The 17,910-nt window shown below is 60.7% G+C and carries 18 protein-coding genes; 9 read left to right on the plus strand and 9 right to left on the minus strand.

Features of this window, described 5'->3' with window-relative positions; all coding sequences use genetic code 11:
• The 5 genes from tusC to V3W40_RS07395 all read left to right on the plus strand — a co-directional run bounded on the left by tusC (position 1) and on the right by V3W40_RS07395 (position 3,043).
• Entirely contained in the window at positions 1-351 is a 351-nt protein-coding gene (tusC, locus tag V3W40_RS07375; protein WP_027606352.1) for a sulfurtransferase complex subunit TusC, read from the plus strand.
• Entirely contained in the window at positions 351-629 is a 279-nt protein-coding gene (gene tusB / locus V3W40_RS07380) for a sulfurtransferase complex subunit TusB (protein WP_065940060.1), read from the plus strand. Before tusC ends, tusB begins: the two co-directional genes overlap by 1 nt.
• Positions 626-961, plus strand: coding sequence for a TusE/DsrC/DsvC family sulfur relay protein (locus V3W40_RS07385; RefSeq protein ID WP_065927079.1), 336 nt, complete (start codon positions 626-628; stop codon positions 959-961). Before tusB ends, V3W40_RS07385 begins: the two co-directional genes overlap by 4 nt.
• Complete coding sequence (locus tag V3W40_RS07390; RefSeq protein ID WP_065927078.1) at positions 958-1,959, plus strand: glycosyl transferase family protein; 1,002 nt, start codon at positions 958-960, stop codon at positions 1,957-1,959. Before V3W40_RS07385 ends, V3W40_RS07390 begins: the two co-directional genes overlap by 4 nt.
• An 88-nt stretch (positions 1,960-2,047) precedes the next feature.
• Positions 2,048-3,043 carry a glutathione S-transferase family protein gene (locus tag V3W40_RS07395; RefSeq protein ID WP_330214757.1) on the plus strand — a complete coding sequence of 332 codons (996 nt, stop codon included), beginning with the start codon at positions 2,048-2,050 and terminating at the stop codon, positions 3,041-3,043.
• A gap of 129 nt (positions 3,044-3,172) precedes the next feature.
• Here V3W40_RS07395 and cysG read toward each other — a convergent pair whose 3' ends face one another.
• The 6 genes from cysG to V3W40_RS07425 are packed head-to-tail and all read right to left on the minus strand — an operon-like array spanning position 3,173 to position 10,675.
• Complete coding sequence (cysG, locus tag V3W40_RS07400; protein WP_330214758.1) at positions 3,173-4,567, minus strand: siroheme synthase CysG; 1,395 nt, start codon at positions 4,565-4,567, stop codon at positions 3,173-3,175.
• On the minus strand, positions 4,568-5,848 hold the full coding sequence (gene serS, locus V3W40_RS07405; protein WP_330214759.1) for a serine--tRNA ligase: 1,281 nt from the start codon (positions 5,846-5,848) through the stop codon (positions 4,568-4,570).
• A gap of 16 nt (positions 5,849-5,864) precedes the next feature.
• Complete coding sequence (gene crcB, locus V3W40_RS07410; protein ID WP_330214760.1) at positions 5,865-6,239, minus strand: fluoride efflux transporter CrcB; 375 nt, start codon at positions 6,237-6,239, stop codon at positions 5,865-5,867.
• Positions 6,239-7,561, minus strand: a complete 1,323-nt coding sequence (locus V3W40_RS07415) for a replication-associated recombination protein A (RefSeq protein WP_330214761.1) — start codon at positions 7,559-7,561, stop codon at positions 6,239-6,241. Before V3W40_RS07415 ends, crcB begins: the two co-directional genes overlap by 1 nt.
• Positions 7,562-7,588: 27 nt before the next feature.
• Complete coding sequence (lolA, locus tag V3W40_RS07420; protein WP_016975527.1) at positions 7,589-8,212, minus strand: outer membrane lipoprotein chaperone LolA; 624 nt, start codon at positions 8,210-8,212, stop codon at positions 7,589-7,591.
• Positions 8,213-8,266: 54 nt separating this feature from the next.
• Positions 8,267-10,675 (minus strand): DNA translocase FtsK, encoded by a 2,409-nt coding sequence (locus tag V3W40_RS07425; RefSeq protein WP_065927074.1) that lies wholly within the window; start codon positions 10,673-10,675, stop codon positions 8,267-8,269.
• A gap of 498 nt (positions 10,676-11,173) precedes the next feature.
• On the opposite strand from V3W40_RS07425, the gene aat reads away from it, so the two are divergent.
• The 3 genes from aat to infA all read left to right on the plus strand — a co-directional run bounded on the left by aat (position 11,174) and on the right by infA (position 12,936).
• A complete protein-coding gene (gene aat / locus V3W40_RS07430; RefSeq protein ID WP_027606341.1) occupies positions 11,174-11,854 on the plus strand; it encodes a leucyl/phenylalanyl-tRNA--protein transferase in 681 nt (226 codons plus the stop codon).
• Positions 11,855-11,909: 55 nt separating this feature from the next.
• Complete coding sequence (locus tag V3W40_RS07435) at positions 11,910-12,617, plus strand: arginyltransferase (RefSeq protein WP_092488798.1); 708 nt, start codon at positions 11,910-11,912, stop codon at positions 12,615-12,617.
• Between the two features lie 100 nt (positions 12,618-12,717).
• Positions 12,718-12,936, plus strand: a complete 219-nt coding sequence (gene infA, locus V3W40_RS07440) for a translation initiation factor IF-1 (RefSeq protein WP_002553999.1) — start codon at positions 12,718-12,720, stop codon at positions 12,934-12,936.
• 165 nt (positions 12,937-13,101) lie between these two features.
• On the opposite strand, the gene clpA is transcribed toward infA, so the two are convergent.
• A complete protein-coding gene (clpA, locus tag V3W40_RS07445) occupies positions 13,102-15,372 on the minus strand; it encodes an ATP-dependent Clp protease ATP-binding subunit ClpA (RefSeq protein ID WP_027606339.1) in 2,271 nt (756 codons plus the stop codon).
• Positions 15,373-15,401: 29 nt separating this feature from the next.
• On the minus strand, positions 15,402-15,770 hold the full coding sequence (gene clpS, locus V3W40_RS07450; protein WP_010567912.1) for an ATP-dependent Clp protease adapter ClpS: 369 nt from the start codon (positions 15,768-15,770) through the stop codon (positions 15,402-15,404).
• 225 nt (positions 15,771-15,995) lie between these two features.
• Here clpS and cspD point away from each other — a divergent pair, with 225 nt between their 5' ends.
• Positions 15,996-16,274 (plus strand): cold shock domain-containing protein CspD, encoded by a 279-nt coding sequence (cspD, locus tag V3W40_RS07455; protein ID WP_043293603.1) that lies wholly within the window; start codon positions 15,996-15,998, stop codon positions 16,272-16,274.
• Positions 16,275-16,355: 81 nt separating this feature from the next.
• Here the strand turns inward: cspD and icd are convergent, their stop codons facing one another.
• Positions 16,356-17,612 carry an NADP-dependent isocitrate dehydrogenase gene (icd, locus tag V3W40_RS07460; RefSeq protein WP_027606337.1) on the minus strand — a complete coding sequence of 419 codons (1,257 nt, stop codon included), beginning with the start codon at positions 17,610-17,612 and terminating at the stop codon, positions 16,356-16,358.
• Positions 17,613-17,910 lie beyond the last annotated feature (298 nt).

The following is a 17,910-nucleotide window of genomic DNA, read 5'->3' on the forward strand; positions in this document are numbered from 1 at the left end:
ATGTCCAAATCCTTGTTAGTGATCAGCCGCCAGGCGCCCTGGTCCGGGCCGAGCGCGCGCGAAGCGCTGGATATCGTGCTGGCCGGGGGCGCGTTTGATCTGCCGATCGGCGTGCTGTTCATGGATGACGGCGTGTTCCAACTGGCGCCGCACCAGGACGCCAAGGCCGTGCAGCAAAAAGACCTCAGCGCCAATCTGCAGGCCTTGGGCCTGTTCGGCATCGATGAGGTGTTCGCCTGCCGCCATAGCCTGGGTGAGCGCGGGCTGACGCAGCCGGCCAATGCCCAGTCACTGGACAGCGAAGCGATCTCCAGGCTGATTGACCGTTACGACCAGGTGATAACCCTCTGATGTCGACTTTACATGTGGTATCTCACTCTCCTTTTACCGATAGCCGCCTCGCCAGTTGCCTGCGCATCTGTGGCGCCGAGGATGCGATCCTGCTCTGCGGCGATGGCGCCTACGGGCTGCACGACCCGGCCCTGCGCACCAAGGGCGTGAAGGTGTTCGTGCTGGCGGAAGACATGCAGGCGCGCAATCTGCCGCTGCCGGACTGGGCTGACAGCGTGGACTACCCGGGTTTCGTGCAGCTGTCGCTCGACTACAGCAAGGTCAACACCTGGCTATGAACACCCTGACCGTAGGCGCGCGCACCCTCGAGCTGGACAAGGACGGTTACCTCGTCGACCTGAACGAATGGTCCCCTGAGGTGGCCGATGCCCTGGCCGCCGCCGAGGCCCTGGTGTTGACCCCGGATCATTGGCAGATCCTCGAACTGCTGCGCCAGTTCTACGCCGAATTCCAGCTGTCCCCCGCCACGCGCCCGCTGATCAAGTACACCGCCTTGAAGCTCGGCCCGCAAAAGGGCAACAGCCTGCACCTCAACACACTGTTCAACGGCACTCCCGCCAAACTCGCCGCCAAGCTGGCGGGCCTGCCCCGGCCGACGAATTGCTTATGACCGACTTTGCCCCACTGACCCTTGAAACCCCTGCCGAGCATCCGTTTGCGCAGTTCGTGCGCATCCTGGGCAAAGGCAAGCGCGGCGCGCGCAACCTCACCCGCGAAGAGGCCCGCGAAGCCATGGGCATGCTGCTCGACGAAAAAGTCGAAGACACCCAGCTCGGCGCCTTCCTGATGCTGCTGCGCCACAAGGAAGAAAGCCCGGAAGAACTCGCCGGCTTTACCGAAGCCGTGCGTGAACGCTTGAACGCCCCGGCACTGAATGTGGATGTCGACTGGCCGACCTACGCCGGCAAGAAGCGCCACCTGCCGTGGTTCCTGCTGGCGGCCAAGTGCCTGGCGCAACATGGCGTGCGCATCCTCATGCACGGCGGCGGCGCACACACGGCGGGCCGGCTGTACACCGAACAATTGCTGCAAACCCTGCACATCCCGCTGTGCCGTAATTGGCAGCAGGTCGGGACCGCGTTTGAACAAGGCAACCTGGCGTTTATCCCGCTGGGCGATTGGGCGCCGCAACTGCAACGCATGATCGACCTGCGCAACACCCTCGGCCTGCGCTCGCCGATCCACTCCCTGGCGCGCCTGCTCAACCCGCTGAATGCGCGCTGCGGCCTGCAAAGCATTTTCCACCCCGGTTACCAGGGCGTGCACCGCGATGCCAGCGGCCTGCTTGGCGATCATGTGATCGTGGTCAAGGGCGACGGCGGCGAAGTCGAGATCAACCCCGACACGATCAGCCACCTCTATGGCACCACCGGTGGCGAAAGCTGGGATGAAGAATGGCCTGCCCTCTCCGACCAGCGCCACGTCAAGCCGGCAACCCTGGAGCCTGATCACTTGAAGGCCGTGTGGCGCGGCGACGTAGAAGACAGCTACCCGCAACTGGCGCTGATCGCCACCATGGCCCTGGCCTTGCGCGGCCTCGGCCACCCACGGGAACAGGCGTTCGAATTAGCCCGGCAATACTGGGATGCACGGGACAAATCGATTTAATCGATCATTCACGCCCGGTCTTTGCGCTTTTAGTTCGAACTCATCCCTTTAGACTGGGCTCCAACGCTTATTAGCCAAGGAGCCAGTCATGGGTTTGCTGATCGAAGGACACTGGAAAGACCAGTGGTACGAAAGTAGCGCAGATGGCGCTTTCCAGCGCGAACAGGCCCAGCGCCGGCACTGGGTGACCGCCGATGGCCAGCCGGGGCCCAGCGGCGAAGGCGGCTTCAAGGCCGAGGCCGGTCGTTATCACCTTTATGTGTCCCTGGCCTGCCCCTGGGCCCACCGCACCCTGATCCTGCGCAAGCTCAAGAGCCTGGAAAGCGTGATCGACGTGTCCGTGGTCAGCTGGCTGATGCTGGAAAACGGCTGGACCTTCGACAAGGCCCACGGCTCCACCGGCGATAAGCTCGATGGTTTCGAATTCATGCACCAGCGCTATACCGCCGACACCGCCGACTACACCGGCCGCGTCACCGTGCCGGTGCTGTGGGACAAGCAGCTCAACCGCATCGTCAGCAATGAATCGGCAGAGATCATCCGCATGTTCAACAGCGCGTTCAACGGCCTGACCGGCAACACCCTGGACTTCTACCCTGAGCCGCTGCGCGCGACCATCGATGGGCTCAACGAGCGGATCTACCCGGCCGTGAACAATGGCGTGTACCGCGCAGGCTTTGCCACCTCACAAAAAGCGTATGAAAGCGCGTTTGATGATGTGTTTGCCGAACTGGATCACCTGGAGCAGCACCTGGGCGACCATCGCTACCTGGCCGGCGAGTACCTGACCGAGGCGGATGTGCGCTTGTTCACCACGCTGATTCGTTTTGATGCGGTGTATTACAGCCACTTCAAATGCAATCTGCGGCGGATTGCCGATTATTCGAACCTGTCGAATTGGCTGAGGGAGATGTATCAGTGGCCGGGCGTGGCCGAGACGGTGGATTTCACACACATCAAGGGGCATTACTATGGGAGCCACCGCACCATCAACCCGACGGCGATCGTGCCGAAGGGGCCGTTGCAGGCGTTTGATGCCGGGCATGATCGAGCGCGGCTAACCAGCAAAGGCATTTGGAGCTGATACAAAACCCGTAGGAGCGAGCTTGCTCGCGAATAACTCAAAAACACCGCGTGCATTCAGGATGGGCGCGTTATCGTTGACGATTTTCGCGAGCAAGCTCGCTCCTACAGTCGATGTGTGCGCAGGTGCTCAGACTTGTGACTGGGCGCCTTCAAACCACTTCAGCTTCTCGCGCAGCACCACCACCTCACCGACGATCACCAGCGTCGGCGCATGCACTTCATGCTCCGCCACCATGCGCGGCAAGTCCGCCAGGGTGCCGGTAAACACGCGCTGGTTGGACGTGGTGCCCTGCTGGATCAACGCCGCCGGGGTATCCGCGGCACGCCCATGCTTGATCAGTTGCTCACAGATGATCGGCAAGCCAATCAAGCCCATGTAGAACACCAGGGTCTGCGACGGCCCTACCAGGTCACTCCAAGGCAGGTCCGACGTCCCATTCTTCAAGTGCCCGGTGATAAAGCGTACCGACTGTGCGTAGTCGCGATGGGTCAGCGGAATCCCGGCGTACGCCGCGCAACCACTGGCTGCGGTGATCCCCGGCACCACCTGGAACGGGATGCCATGGGCCGCCAGTTCCTCGATTTCTTCACCGCCACGGCCAAAGATGAACGGATCGCCCCCCTTGAGGCGCAGCACGCGCTTGCCTTGCCTGGCCAGGTCCACCAGTTGCTGGTTGATCTGGTCTTGCGGCACGGCGTGGTCGGCGCGGCGCTTGCCGACGTAGATGCGCTCGGCATCACGACGGCACAGCTCCAGAATCGCCGGTGCAACCAAACGGTCGTACAGCACCACGTCGGCTTGCTGCATCAGGCGCAGGGCACGGAAGGTCAGCAGGTCCGGGTCGCCTGGGCCGGCACCGACCAGGTACACCTCACCCGGCGCATAAGGCGGTGCGCCGTTGACCTTTTCGATCAACAGACGCTCAGCCTCATCGCCCTGCCCGGCCAACTGACGGTCGGCAATCGGCCCTTGGAACACTTCTTCCCAGAACGCCCGACGCTGCTGCACATCCGGGTACAAACCTTTGACCTGGGCACGAAAGCGCGCCGCCAGCCCGGCCAACTGGCCGTAGGTGGACGGAATCCAGGTTTCCAGCTTGGCGCGGATCAAGCGCGCCAGCACCGGCGCATCGCCGCCGCTGGACACCGCGATCACCAAGGGCGAACGGTCGACAATCGCCGGGAAAATCACGCTGCACAAGGCCGGCGCGTCCACCACATTGACCGGTACGCAACGACGTTTGGCGTCACTGGACACTTGCGCGTTCAGTGGCTCGTCGTCGGTCGCCGCGATGATCAGGGTGCAGCCTTCCAGGTCGGCCTCCTGATAACCGCGCAGAATCATTTCCCCGCCACTGCCATGCACCAACTCACGCAACTGGTCTTCGATCTGGGGAGCAACCACCCGCAGCACTGCGCCGGCGTCAGCCAGCAGGCGGGATTTGCGCAAGGCAATCTCCCCCCCACCGACGACGAGCACACGACTGCCGCGCAGGTTATGAAACAGCGGCAGGAATTCCATTTAGCGGATGACCTCGACGCCCGCCATGTAAGGCTTGAGCACTTCAGGTACGCGGATCGAACCGTCAGCCTGCTGGTAGTTTTCCAGCACCGCCACCAGGGTGCGACCTACAGCCAGGCCCGAACCGTTGAGGGTGTGCACCAGCTCCGGCTTGCCGGTTTCCGGGTTACGGAAACGCGCCTGCATGCGCCGGGCCTGGAAATCACCGCAGTTGGAGCACGACGAAATCTCGCGGTATTTGTCCTGGCTGGGTACCCACACCTCGAGGTCATAGGTCTTCACGGCGCTGAAGCCCATGTCGCCGGTGCACAGCGCCAGGACGCGGTACGGCAGCTCCAGCAGCTGCAGGACGCGTTCGGCGTTGGCGGTCAGGCCTTCCAGGGCTTCCATGGATTTGGACGGCTCGACCACCTGGACCATCTCGACCTTGTCGAACTGGTGCTGGCGGATCATGCCGCGGGTGTCGCGGCCCGAGGCGCCGGCTTCGCTGCGGAAGCACGGGCTGTGGGCGACGAACTTGAGCGGCAGTTGCTTGGCATCGAGGATCTCGCCGGCAACGATATTGGTCAGCGACACTTCGGCGGTCGGGATCAGGTACAGATCGGCTTCGCCATCGCGGCTGATCTTGAACAGGTCTTCCTCGAACTTCGGCAGCTGGCTGGTGCCCATAAGCGCCGGCGCCTGCACCAGGTACGGGGTGTAAGCCTCTTCGTAACCGTGCTCGCCGGTGTGCAGGTTGATCATGAACTGCGCCAGGGCACGGTGCATGCGTGCGATCGGGCCGCGCAGCAAGGCAAAGCGCGCACCGGACATCTTGGCGGCGGTTTCGAAATCCAGGCCGCCAGTCAATTCGCCCAGGGCGACGTGGTCCTTGATCTCGAAATCAAACGCTTTTGGCGTGCCCCAGCGACGCACTTCGACGTTGCCGTCTTCGTCTTCGCCAATCGGCACGGACTCGTGCGGCAGGTTGGGGATGCCCAGCAGGATCGAATCCAGCTCGGACTGAATGCCTTCCAGCTCGACCTTGCCGTCGGACAGCTCGGTGCCCATGCGCTCGACGTCCGCCATCAACGGCGCGATGTCTTCGCCACGTTGCTTGGCCTGACCGATGGATTTGGAACGCGCATTCCGCTCAGCCTGCAGTGCTTCAGTGCGGGTCTGGACGGTCTTGCGCTGTTCTTCCAGCGCTTCGATGCGCGCAACATCCAAGGCAAAGCCACGGGATGCCAGGCGGTCCGCTACGTCCTGAAGGTTGCTACGTAACAGTTTGGAATCGAGCATGTCGGTCTCTCGTTTATCAAAGTTTGGTCAAGGACAGGCCGGCCCAGGTGGCGAGCAGCCCGCCGAACACGCTGATGCCCAGGTACCCGAAGGCGATCAGGGCCTGCCCGCTTTCCAGCAGGCGCAGCGTATCCAGTGAAAAGGATGAAAAGGTCGTCAGACCGCCTACAAAGCCGACAATCAAGCCGGCGCGAATTTCAATCGGTACTTCCGGGCGCAACAGGAACCAGCCGTACAACAACCCGATGATCAGGCAACCCACCAGGTTGACCGCCAGGGTCGCCGCATAAAAATGCTTCGGCCAATTGGCGCTCACCCAAGTACCGGTGGCGAAACGCAATAATGTACCAGCGATGCCGGCTGCGGACACGGCAAGAATCGTCTTGAACACTACTTTCTCCGCTGTTTTGGGCTGAGGCGGTCGAGTTGGGCGAGGTGATTGAGCTTTTCACCGATCTTCAGCTCCAGGCCACGGGGCACCGGCTGGTAGAACGGCTGCGGCTCAAGCTCGTCGGGGAAATAGTCTTCGCCGGCGGCATAGGCGTCCGGCTCATCATGGGCATAGCGGTATTCATCACCGTAGCCCAGTTGTTTCATCAACTTGGTCGGCGCATTGCGCAGATGCAGCGGCACTTCGAGGGAGCCGTGTTCGGCGGCCGCACGCAGGGCGGACTTGAAGCCCATGTACACCGCGTTGCTTTTCGGCGCGCAGGCCAGGTACGTGATGGCCTGGGCCACCGCCAGCTCACCTTCCGGGCTGCCGAGGCGCTCCTGCACTTCCCAGGCCGCCAGGCACAGGCTCAGGGCGCGCGGGTCGGCGTTGCCGATGTCTTCACTGGCCATGCGCACCACGCGGCGCGCCAGGTACAGCGGGTCGCAGCCGCCGTCGATCATGCGCGCAAACCAATACAGCGCGCCGTCCGGGTTGGAGCCACGCACGGATTTGTGCAGCGCCGAAATCTGGTCGTAGAAAGCTTCGCCGCCCTTGTCGAAACGCCGACGCGTATCGCCGAGCAGGCTTTGCAGCAGGTCGACGCCAATCTCGCTGCCGTCTTCGGCCAGGTCGGAGGCGTTCTCCAACAGGTTGAGAAAGCGGCGACCGTCGCCGTCGGCACCGCTGAGCAGGATCTTGAAGCCTTCGTCGCTGAGGCTCAGCTGACGCTTGCCCAGGCCCTTGTCTTCGCTCAAGGCGCGGTGCAACAGCTTTTGCATCGCCGCTTCGTCGAGGCTCTTGAGCACATAGACCCGCGCCCGCGAGAGCAACGCGTTGTTCAACTCAAACGAAGGGTTTTCGGTGGTGGCCCCGATAAAAATCAGCGTGCCATCCTCGACGTAGGGCAAAAACGCATCCTGCTGCGACTTGTTGAAGCGATGCACTTCGTCGACAAACAGGATGGTGCGCTTGCCGTACTGTCCGGCCTGCTGCTTGGCCACCTCGACGGCCTGGCGGATCTCCTTGACCCCGGCCAGCACGGCCGAGACCGTTTCGAAGTGTGCATCCGAGACTTTTGCCAGCAGTCGCGCCAGGGTGGTCTTACCCACGCCCGGCGGCCCCCAGAAGATCATCGAGTGCAGCGCACCCTGCTCCAGGGCTTCGCGCAACGGCTTGCCGCGAGCGAGCAGGTGTTCCTGACCGACGTACTCATCCAGGTTGGTCGAGCGCAGGCGCGCGGCCAAAGGCTGGGCAATCGGGTCACTTCGAAACAGATCCATGGGCAGCGTTTGAAACCTCTGGGCAGTTTATTCCTGGATCACGTCGGCACCCTTGGGGATGTCGAACTTGAACTTGGACGCCGGTACCGGCTGGTTGGCCTTGACCCCGGAGAACAGGATATCGGTGCGCTGGCCGACGCTGTCGACCAGGCGCATGTTATTGATCACGCCGTTGCCGAACGACAGGGACAGCGTGTCAAACAACGTGTCCTTGGATTTCGGCTTGAGGGTGAACTCGATCACGTTGCTGGTTTGCTTGGAGGTGATGTCGAAGCTGTCGTTGATTTTCGACACATCGCCCGACAGCAGCAGCGCCGGCGTCTGGTTCAGGCGCGGGTCGAGCTTCTTGATGGTCGCCTGCTCCAGGTCCGGGTCCCACAGGGTGACTTTCTGGCCGTCCGAGACGATGGTCTGCTCGGCCTTGCCTTCGGTGTGCCAGTAGAACAACCCTGGGCGCTGCACGGCCATCTCGCCGGCGGTTTCCTGCAACTGGGTGCCACCGGCATCCAGGGTGAGCTGGGAGAAGCGCGCAGTCAGGGTCTGGGATTTGTCCAACAGGTTTTTCAGGCTGGCGACGGAGGCCGGGTCAGCGTGGGCCGAAACAGCGGTCAGGGCCAGTGCCGGCAACAACAGCATGCGGATAAGACGCATGGGAGTCCTCATTGAGTCGTAAGGGCGCGCCGCGTGCTGCCACGCGGCACGGAATCAGTCGCGCATCTGCCCGGGGGCGATGACTTCGCGCGAGCCGTTGGTGTTCATTGCAGTGACGACGCCAGCGTTTTCCATGGCTTCGATCATGCGCGCAGCGCGGTTATAGCCGATCTTCAGCTTGCGCTGCACCGCAGAAATCGAGGCGCGGCGGCTTTCCAGCACGAACGCCACGGCTTCGTCATACAGCGCGTCGGTTTCGGCATCATCGTCGCCACCGCTGCTACCACCGTCGAAGCCGCTGCCGGCCTCTTCGACACCGGCGAGGATGTCGTCGTTGTATTCGGGCGCGCCACGCAGCTTCCAGGCCTCCACCACGCGGTGCACTTCATCGTCGGAGACGAAGGCGCCGTGGACCCGGATCGGCAGGCTGGTACCCGGCGGCATGTAGAGCATGTCACCGTGGCCCAGCAGTTGCTCGGCACCGCCCTGGTCGATGATGGTCCGTGAGTCGATCTTGCTCGACACCTGGAACGCCATGCGGGTCGGGATGTTGGCCTTGATCAGGCCGGTGATCACGTCCACCGACGGACGCTGGGTGGCGAGGATCAAGTGAATACCGGCCGCCCGCGCCTTCTGGGCGATACGCGCGATCAGCTCTTCGACCTTCTTGCCGACGATCATCATCATGTCGGCAAACTCGTCGACCACCACCACGATGGTCGGCAGCTTGCTCAACAGCGGTGCTTCGTCGTGGATACTTTCGCGCTTGTACAGCGGGTCGGTCAGCGGCGTGCCGGCGTCCTGGGCTTCCTTGACCTTGGCGTTGAAGCCCGACAGGTTACGCACGCCCATCTTCGCCATCAGCTTGTAGCGGCGCTCCATCTCGGCAACGCTCCAGCGCAGGGCGTTGGCGGCGTCCTTCATGTCAGTGACCACCGGGCAGAGCAGGTGCGGAATGCCTTCATAGATCGACAGTTCGAGCATCTTCGGGTCGATCATGATCAGCTTGGCGTCTTCCGGGCCGGACTTGAACAGGATCGACAGGATCATCGCGTTCACGCCCACCGATTTACCCGAACCGGTGGTACCGGCCACCAGCAGGTGAGGCATTTTGGCAAGGTCGGTGATCACCGGCTTGCCGCCAATGTCGTGGCCCAGGGCCAGGGTGACCGGCGACTTGAAGTTGTCGTATTCGGGCGTCGACAGCACTTCGGAGAACCGCACGATCTGGCGGTCCTCGTTGGGAATCTCGATACCCACGGTGGTCTTGCCCGGGATCACTTCCACCACGCGCACGCTGGTCACGGCCAGGGAGCGCGCCAGGTCCTTGGCCAGGTTGGAAATGCGGCTGACCTTGACGCCGGCAGCCGGCTGGATTTCGTAACGAGTAATCACCGGACCGGGATGGATCGAGTCCACCGACACCTCGACGCCGAATTCCTTGAGCTTGATTTCCAGCAGATGGCCGACGGCCGCCAGGGACTCAGGGGAATAGTTGAGCTGTTTCTTTTCGGCCGGGTCGAGGATCGAGATCGGCGGCAAGGTGCCTTCCACGGCGCTGTCGACAAACAACGGCGCCTGTTTCTCTTTCTGCACGCGGTGGCTGGGCTCGGCCGGCTTGGGCGGCGCCGGGGCGATCACCGGCGGCACCTGCTTCTCGCGGTCCGACATGTGTTTGCTCAGGGCCTGCTCGCGTTCGATCAGGCGTTCCTTGACCTTGGCCTGCTCACGGCGGTCCGGTGTGCTTGGGGCCACCACTTCGTTGACGCGGGTATCCACCTCGCGCAACTGGGCCACCATGCGCTTGCGTTCGACCCGGGCGGCCCACCAGCGGTTGGCAGCGCCCTGGAACAGCTCCAGCAGGTCGAGCGTGATCTTGCCCGTCACGTCCATCACCTTGAACCACGACAGGTCGGTGAACACGGTGAGGCCAAACAGGAACAGCGCGATAAACATCAGGGTGCTGCCCTGGATATTCAGGGTCTTGCGCGCCAGGTCGCCGAGGCTCTCGCCCAGCGCCCCACCCGCGCCCGCCGGCAGGCCGGTGGGTGCGTGGAAATGAATATGCGCCAGGGCGGCACCCGACAGCACCAGGAATACCAGGCCGATCAGGCGCCACGAAAACAGCCAGCCGCTCCACTGCCACGGCTCATGACGCTGGCGGAAGATCTGCCAGGTCTTGATCGCCAGCAACAGCGGGAAGATATAGGCGAAGTAACCCAGCACCATGAACAGGATGTCGGCGCTGTAGGAGCCGGCAGGCCCACCGAAGTTCTGCACGTCTTCGATCTTGCTGTTATGGCTCCAGCCCGGATCGTCCTTGCCATAGGTGAGCAAGGCCATCATCAGGAACAGGCACAGCGCGCCGATAGCGATCAGCGCGCCTTCCTTGAGTCGATAGTGCAGGTGCTGGCGCCAGGCCGGCACGACGGCTGCTTTAGGTGTTGCGGCGGATTTCTTCAAAACGGGTCTTTTCCTGCGCCTGTTAGCGCGTCCATCTGTTGAATAACTGCAAATACTGCCCAATCCGAGCAGCTGAAAAATGAACGAACGTCGTGGAATCTACTTTTAACACTGGGCGATTGCTGGATGAAATGGCGATAACACCACAATGGCCGCATTGTACGGGTTTGTGTTGCGGTTGCCACGCCACTTGGCTTTCTTCAGGCAGCATAGCCAATTGTGTGTCACAACATGTTCAATTTGAGCATGCATTGTCTTTGCTGACAAAGGCTTATGAGCTGTTTTTACCAATCCAGGCAAGCTTGGCAAATGGCCTGCAGGGGCCAGACCCGATTACGACCACGCCTCACGCAGAGAGTTGCAGAAACACCCGCTCATGCTTCTGCACGCCAACAGCCGATTCGGGCTGGCCCCACAGCGCTGCGTCGACAATAATCACACCCCTTGGGGCAGGCGATCCGCCTGCCACTCCCCTCCCCTTCCGCAAGCCTGGATGCCATGCTGACCTGGTTACAACGCGACTCACTGACATTTCCCCCGCTGGCCAAGGCCATGCGTGAACCCAATGGCCTGCTCGCCGCCGGTGGCGACCTGTCGGCCGAGCGACTGGTGCAAGCCTACCGCCACGGTTGCTTTCCCTGGTTCTCGGAGGGCCAGCCGATCCTCTGGTGGTCGCCGGACCCGCGCACCGTGATATTCCCCGACGAGCTGCACGTTTCCCGCAGCCTGGGCAAACTATTGCGCCAGCAGCGCTATACCGTGACCTTCGACCAGGACTTTGCCGCCGTCATCCAGGCGTGCGCCGCGCCGCGCGCGTATGCCGATGGCACCTGGATCACCGAAGGCATACAGAGCGCCTACCTGACGCTGCATCAGCGCGGTTACGCCCATTCGGTGGAGGTATGGGACAACGGCGAGCTGGTAGGCGGCCTGTATGGCCTGGCGATGGGCCAGCTGTTCTTCGGCGAGTCGATGTTCAGCCGTGCCGACAACGCCTCGAAATTCGGCTTTGCCACATTGACCCGGCAATTGCAGGCCTGGGGCTTTGTACTGATCGACTGCCAGATGCCCAACGACCACCTGCACAGCCTGGGCGCCCGCGCCATATCCCGCAGCGACTTTGCAGGTTTCCTGCGCAACCATCTGGACCAACCCAACGCAGGGCCATGGGTTTCTTAGGCGACATCCGCACACCTGGCTTACACTTATTTCAAAGCTTATCCGAGGGTTGATCATGACCGAGTTGGCGCGTTTGAAGTTCTATGCCACTCAACCCCACTCTTGCAGCTATCTGCCCGACGAGCAGGCCACCACGCTGTTCCTCGACCCCAGCCAGCCAATGGATGTGCACGTGTATGCCGATCTCTCGGAAATGGGTTTTCGGCGCAGCGGCGATCATCTGTACCGGCCCCACTGCCAGAACTGCAATGCCTGCGTGCCGGCACGCATCCCTGTGGCGCAGTTTCTGCCGGACCGCAATCAGAAGCGCATCCTCAAGCGCAATGCCGACCTGACGGTGGCAGCTGCCAAGCCACGATTCACCGAAGAGTATTTCGACCTGTACCAGCGCTATATCGAGCAGCGCCACGCCGACGGCGATATGTTCCCACCCAGCCGCGACCAGTTTTCCACCTTCCTGGTGCGTGACCTGCCGTTCTCGCGCTTTTACGAATTTCGCGCGGACGGCCGCCTGGTGGCCGTCGCCGTGACCGATTTGCTGCCTAACGGCCTGTCAGCGGTCTACACCTTCTACGAGCCGGCCGAAGAGCGGCGCAGCCTCGGGCGCTTCGCGATCCTCTGGCAAATCGGTGAAGCACTGCGCCTGGAACTCGACGCGGTGTACCTCGGATACTGGATCAAGAACTGCAAAAAGATGAACTACAAGACCCAATATCGCCCCATAGAACTGCTGATTAATCAAAGATGGGTCACGCTTAACTAGAACCCCTTGGCTTAAACACCCTTTTTCGGGCACAATGCACGCCGCTTTTGCCTGGCGCAGTTGCACCGGGCCATTCACTGGATACCGAGGGCTTTACTGCATGTCGAAAGAAGACAGCTTCGAAATGGAAGGCACTGTCGTCGACACCCTGCCCAACACCATGTTTCGTGTGGAGTTGGAAAATGGGCACGTCGTAACCGCGCATATCTCCGGCAAGATGCGCAAGAACTACATTCGTATTCTTACCGGTGACAAAGTGCGCGTCGAGCTGACGCCCTATGACTTGAGCAAAGGGCGTATCACTTACCGCGCTCGCTAAGCAAGTCAATACAAGACGCCCGGTTATGCCGGGCGTTTTTGTGTGCATGGGATTTCTCAAACACCGAGGAATCCTGCGGGAGGGGGGCAAGCCCCATTCTGAGAATTGCATTTCAAGACAGCAAAAAGGCGCCTTTCGGCGCCTTTTTGCGTTATTGCAGAACGATCAGGCCATTTCAGCCGTGGTTTCGAACTCGAAGGTCAGCTCGCCATCCTTCAGGTCGATATGCACCACGCCACCATGGTCGGAAAGCTCGCCAAACAGGATCTCTTCGGCCAACGGCCGCTTGATCTTGTCCTGGATCAGGCGCGCCATCGGGCGAGCGCCCATTGCCGCGTCGTAGCCACCTTCGGCGATCCAGCTGCGTGCCGCTTCCGTGACATCCAGTTGCACGCGCTTGTCTTCCAACTGCGCCTGAAGCTCGGTAAGGAACTTGTCCACCACACTCTTGATGACCTCATGGCTGAGGCGACCAAACTGGATAATGGTGTCCAGGCGGTTGCGGAACTCCGGCGTGAAGCTCTTCTTGATCACTTCCATCGCATCGGACGAGTGATCCTGGTGGGTAAAGCCGATCGAAGCCCGCGCGGCCGTCTCGGCACCGGCGTTGGTGGTCATGATCAGGATGACATTGCGGAAGTCCGCCTTGCGCCCGTTGTTGTCGGTCAGGGTCCCGTGGTCCATTACCTGCAGCAGCAGGTTGAAGACTTCCGGGTGGGCCTTCTCGATTTCATCGAGCAGCAGTACGCAATGGGGCTGCTTGGTAATCGCCTCGGTCAACAGGCCGCCCTGGTCGAAACCGACATAGCCCGGAGGCGCACCGATCAGGCGCGACACGGTGTGACGCTCCATGTATTCGGACATGTCGAAGCGCACCAGCTCGATCCCCATGGCCTTGGCCAATTGCCGCGCCGCCTCGGTCTTGCCGACACCGGTAGGACCGGCGAACAGGAACGAACCGACAGGCTTGTCCGGCGACTTGAGGCCCGCACGCGACAGCTTGATCGCGGTGGACAGCGCGTCGATCGCTGCGTCCTGGCCGAACACGGTGAGCTTGAGGTCGCGCTCCAGGTTACGCAGCAGCTCCTTGTCGGAACTGTTGACGTGTTTTGGCGGAATCCGCGCGATCTTCGCGACAATGTCCTCGACCTGAGGCACGTCGATGCGCTTCACACGCTTCTCGACCGGCTGCAGGCGCTGGTAGGCCCCTGCCTCGTCGATCACATCGATGGCCTTGTCCGGCATGTGCCGGTCATTGATGTAGCGCGACGCCAACTCGGCGGCCGCACGCAACGCCTCATCGGTGTACTCGATGCCGTGGTGCGCTTCAAACCGCCCCTTGAGCCCGCGCAGGATGCCGATGGTGTCTTCGACCGACGGCTCGGACACGTCGACTTTCTGGAAGCGACGCGCCAGGGCACGGTCTTTCTCGAAGATGCCGCGGAATTCCTGGAAGGTGGTCGAACCGATGCAGCGGATATCACCCGACGACAGCAGCGGCTTGAGCAGGTTGGAAGCGTCCATCACCCCACCGGATGCCGCACCGGCACCAATGATGGTGTGGATCTCGTCGATGAACAGGATCGCCTGCGGGCGTTTTTTCAGCTCGCCGAGCAGGGCCTTGAAGCGCTTCTCGAAATCGCCACGGTACTTGGTCCCGGCGAGCAACGCGCCCAGGTCAAGGGAGTAGACGACACTGTTGGCCAGCAGGTCCGGCACCTGGTTGTCGACGATGCGCTTGGCCAGGCCTTCGGCAATCGCGGTCTTGCCCACGCCCGCCTCACCCACCAGCAACGGGTTGTTCTTGCGACGGCGCGCCAGGATCTGCGCTACGCGCTCGACCTCAAGCTCACGCCCCACCAGCGGATCGATCCGCCCCTGGCGCGCCAGCTCATTGAGGTTGCTGGCATAGGCATCCAGCGGGTTGCTTGAAGAAGAAGACTCACCGCCCTCGTCGTCCTGCATATCCTGCTCACCCTCGGAATGATCGCCGTGCCCAGGCACCTTGGAGATACCGTGGGCGATGTAGTTGACGACATCGATACGGGCAACGCTCTGCTGCTTGAGCAGGAACACTGCCTGGCTTTCCTGTTCGCTGAAGATCGCCACAAGCACATTGGCGCCTGTGACTTCACGCTTACCGGAGCTCTGTACGTGGAAAACAGCACGTTGCAATACCCGCTGGAAGCCCAGGGTTGGCTGGGTTTCACGGTCCTCGTCATGCACGGGGATCAGTGGCGTGGTGGAGTCGATAAACTCCTGCAGGTCATGCTTGAGCTTGTCGAGATTGGCGCCGCACGCACGCAGAACCGTGGCGGCAGCTTCGTTATCCAAAAGTGCCAGCAGCAGGTGTTCGACAGTCATGAATTCATGACGCTTCGAACGAGCCTCCTTGAAGGCAAGATTGAGGGTGACTTCGAGCTCGCGGTTTAACATAGCTTCACCTCATACCCAAGTGGTCGGCGTTAACCGTCCTTCTCGATTTCACAGAGTAGCGGATGCTGGCTTTCCCTGGCGTACTGGTTGACCTGCATGGCCTTTGTCTCGGCGATGTCACGGGTAAACACTCCACATACTGCCCGTCCTTCTGTGTGAACGGCCAGCATTACCTTGGTCGCCAACTCGCGGTTCAGGTTAAAAAACACCTCGAGCACTTCGACCACGAAATCCATCGGTGTGTAGTCATCGTTGAACAAAACCACCTTGTACATCGGCGGCGCCTGTAAAGCAGGCTTGGCCTCCTGAACAGCAATGCCTGCAGAACCGTCGTCATCGTGTTCGTGATCCGGTCGATCCTGATTGAATGTTAGTCGAATCTGGCTGATTGCATGCATGGAAAGAAAGGTTCGTCAGTGGTTCAAATACAGTGGTGGGGGCGACCTGTCAGAATTTCAACTCCTGACCACCCGGTCGCCTTGACTATCGGCAAATCGGTGTTACAACCAATAGAACCCACAGTGGGTAAAAAAGGTCCGCGCAGTCAACCTTATTTATTCGGGTTAGGACGGATAAACTGGATGATACTCCAGTGATGGAGTCTGGTGCAGAGGGATATGGGTATGTCTGGCGTCAAGATCAGTGGCAAGGTCAAGTGGTTCAACAATGCCAAGGGATATGGCTTTGTTAATGAAGACGGTAAAACCGAGGACCTTTTTGCGCACTACTCAGCGATTAACATGGATGGGTACAAAACGCTGAAGGCGGGCCAAGCTGTGAGCTTTGAAATCATTCAAGGACCGAAAGGGCTGCACGCCGTGAATATCGGTGCAGTGAAAGCCGAAACACATGAAAAAAACACGCCATCAACCGCTCATAACGAAAAGAAACAAACGGCCTGACACCCCGCGAAGCGAGTGACATGCGATAAAAAACCGGCCGCCCGATCGACTTGGGTTGGCCGGTTTTTTTGTACCAGGCTTTTACATATGCGAAATCAACGCATCCCCAAAGCCCGACGAAGACACCAGCTTCGCGCCATCCATCAGGCGTTCGAAGTCATAAGTCACGGTCTTGGCCGAGATAGCACCGTTGGTGCCCTTGATGATCAAGTCGGCCGCTTCGGTCCAGCCCATATGACGCAGCATCATTTCCGCCGACAGGATCAATGAACCCGGGTTGACCTGGTCCTTGCCCGCATACTTGGGCGCAGTACCGTGGGTCGCCTCGAACATGGCAACGGTGTCGGACAGATTGGCACCCGGCGCAATCCCGATACCGCCCACCTCTGCCGCCAGGGCGTCGGACAGGTAGTCGCCGTTCAGGTTGAGGGTCGCGATCACGTCATACTCGGCCGGACGCAACAGGATCTGCTGGAGCATGGCATCGGCGATGGCATCCTTGACCACTACATTCTTGCCGGTCTTCGGGTTCTTGAACTGCATCCACGGGCCGCCATCCAGCAGGGTCGCACCGAATTCTTCAGCCGCCACTTCGTAGGCCCATTCCTTGAAGGCCCCTTCGGTGAACTTCATGATGTTGCCTTTGTGCACGATGGTCAGCGAGTCGCGATCGTTATCCACTACATATTGCAGGGCCTTGCGCGCCAGGCGCTTGGTGCCTTCCAGCGATACCGGCTTGATACCAATGCCGCAATCCTGATCGAAACGAATCTTGGTGACGCCCATTTCCTCCTTGAGGAACTTGATGACCTTTGTCGCTTCCGGCGAGCCGGCCTTCCACTCGATCCCGGCGTAAATATCTTCGGAGTTTTCGCGAAAGATGGTCATGTCCACATCGCCTGGTTTCTTGACCGGGCTGGGCACACCTTCGAACCAGCGCACCGGGCGCAGGCACACGTAGAGGTCGAGTTGCTGACGCAGGGCCACGTTCAGCGAACGAATGCCGCCCCCTACCGGAGTGGTCAGCGGGCCCTTGATGGACACCACGTAATCCTTGACCGCATCCAGGGTTTCCTGGGGCAGCCAGGTGTCCTGGTCGTAGACCTGGGTCGCCTTCTCGCCGGCGTACACCTCCATCCACGAGATCTTGCGCTTGCCGCCGTAGGCCTTTTCAACAGCTGCGTCGACCACCTTGATCATCACCGGGCTGATGTCGACGCCAATACCGTCACCTTCGATATACGGGATGATCGGTTGGTCAGGAACATTGAGAGAATGGTCTGCATTGACGGTGATTTTGTCGCCGACTGCCGGAACCTGAATCTTCTTGTATCCCATGCTGAACTCCATCTATGGATTGAACATCTGGCTGCGTTCGAGCCTACTCCAGATAAATGGCGACTGAAACCTCGCGCCATGCTCATTTGCATCGAAAACAGCATAAATTGTCGCCTACAAGCCTGAAAGCAAAGGGAAAAGCGCCAATCTTGAGCACTTCGTGCGACTTTAGGCGTAACCCGGTACCTGCGACCTTTAGACCAATGGACGACACACCTTTTGTATGAAGGCTCGGCGTAAGCATAGCGACCTATGTATAATGCCGCCGCTGACCAAAGAGTCACGATGGCAGACCGCT

This window comes from Pseudomonas sp. AM8 (genome assembly GCF_036346475.1).
In the GTDB taxonomy this organism is placed as follows: Bacteria; Pseudomonadota; Gammaproteobacteria; order Pseudomonadales; family Pseudomonadaceae; genus Aquipseudomonas; species Aquipseudomonas marginalis.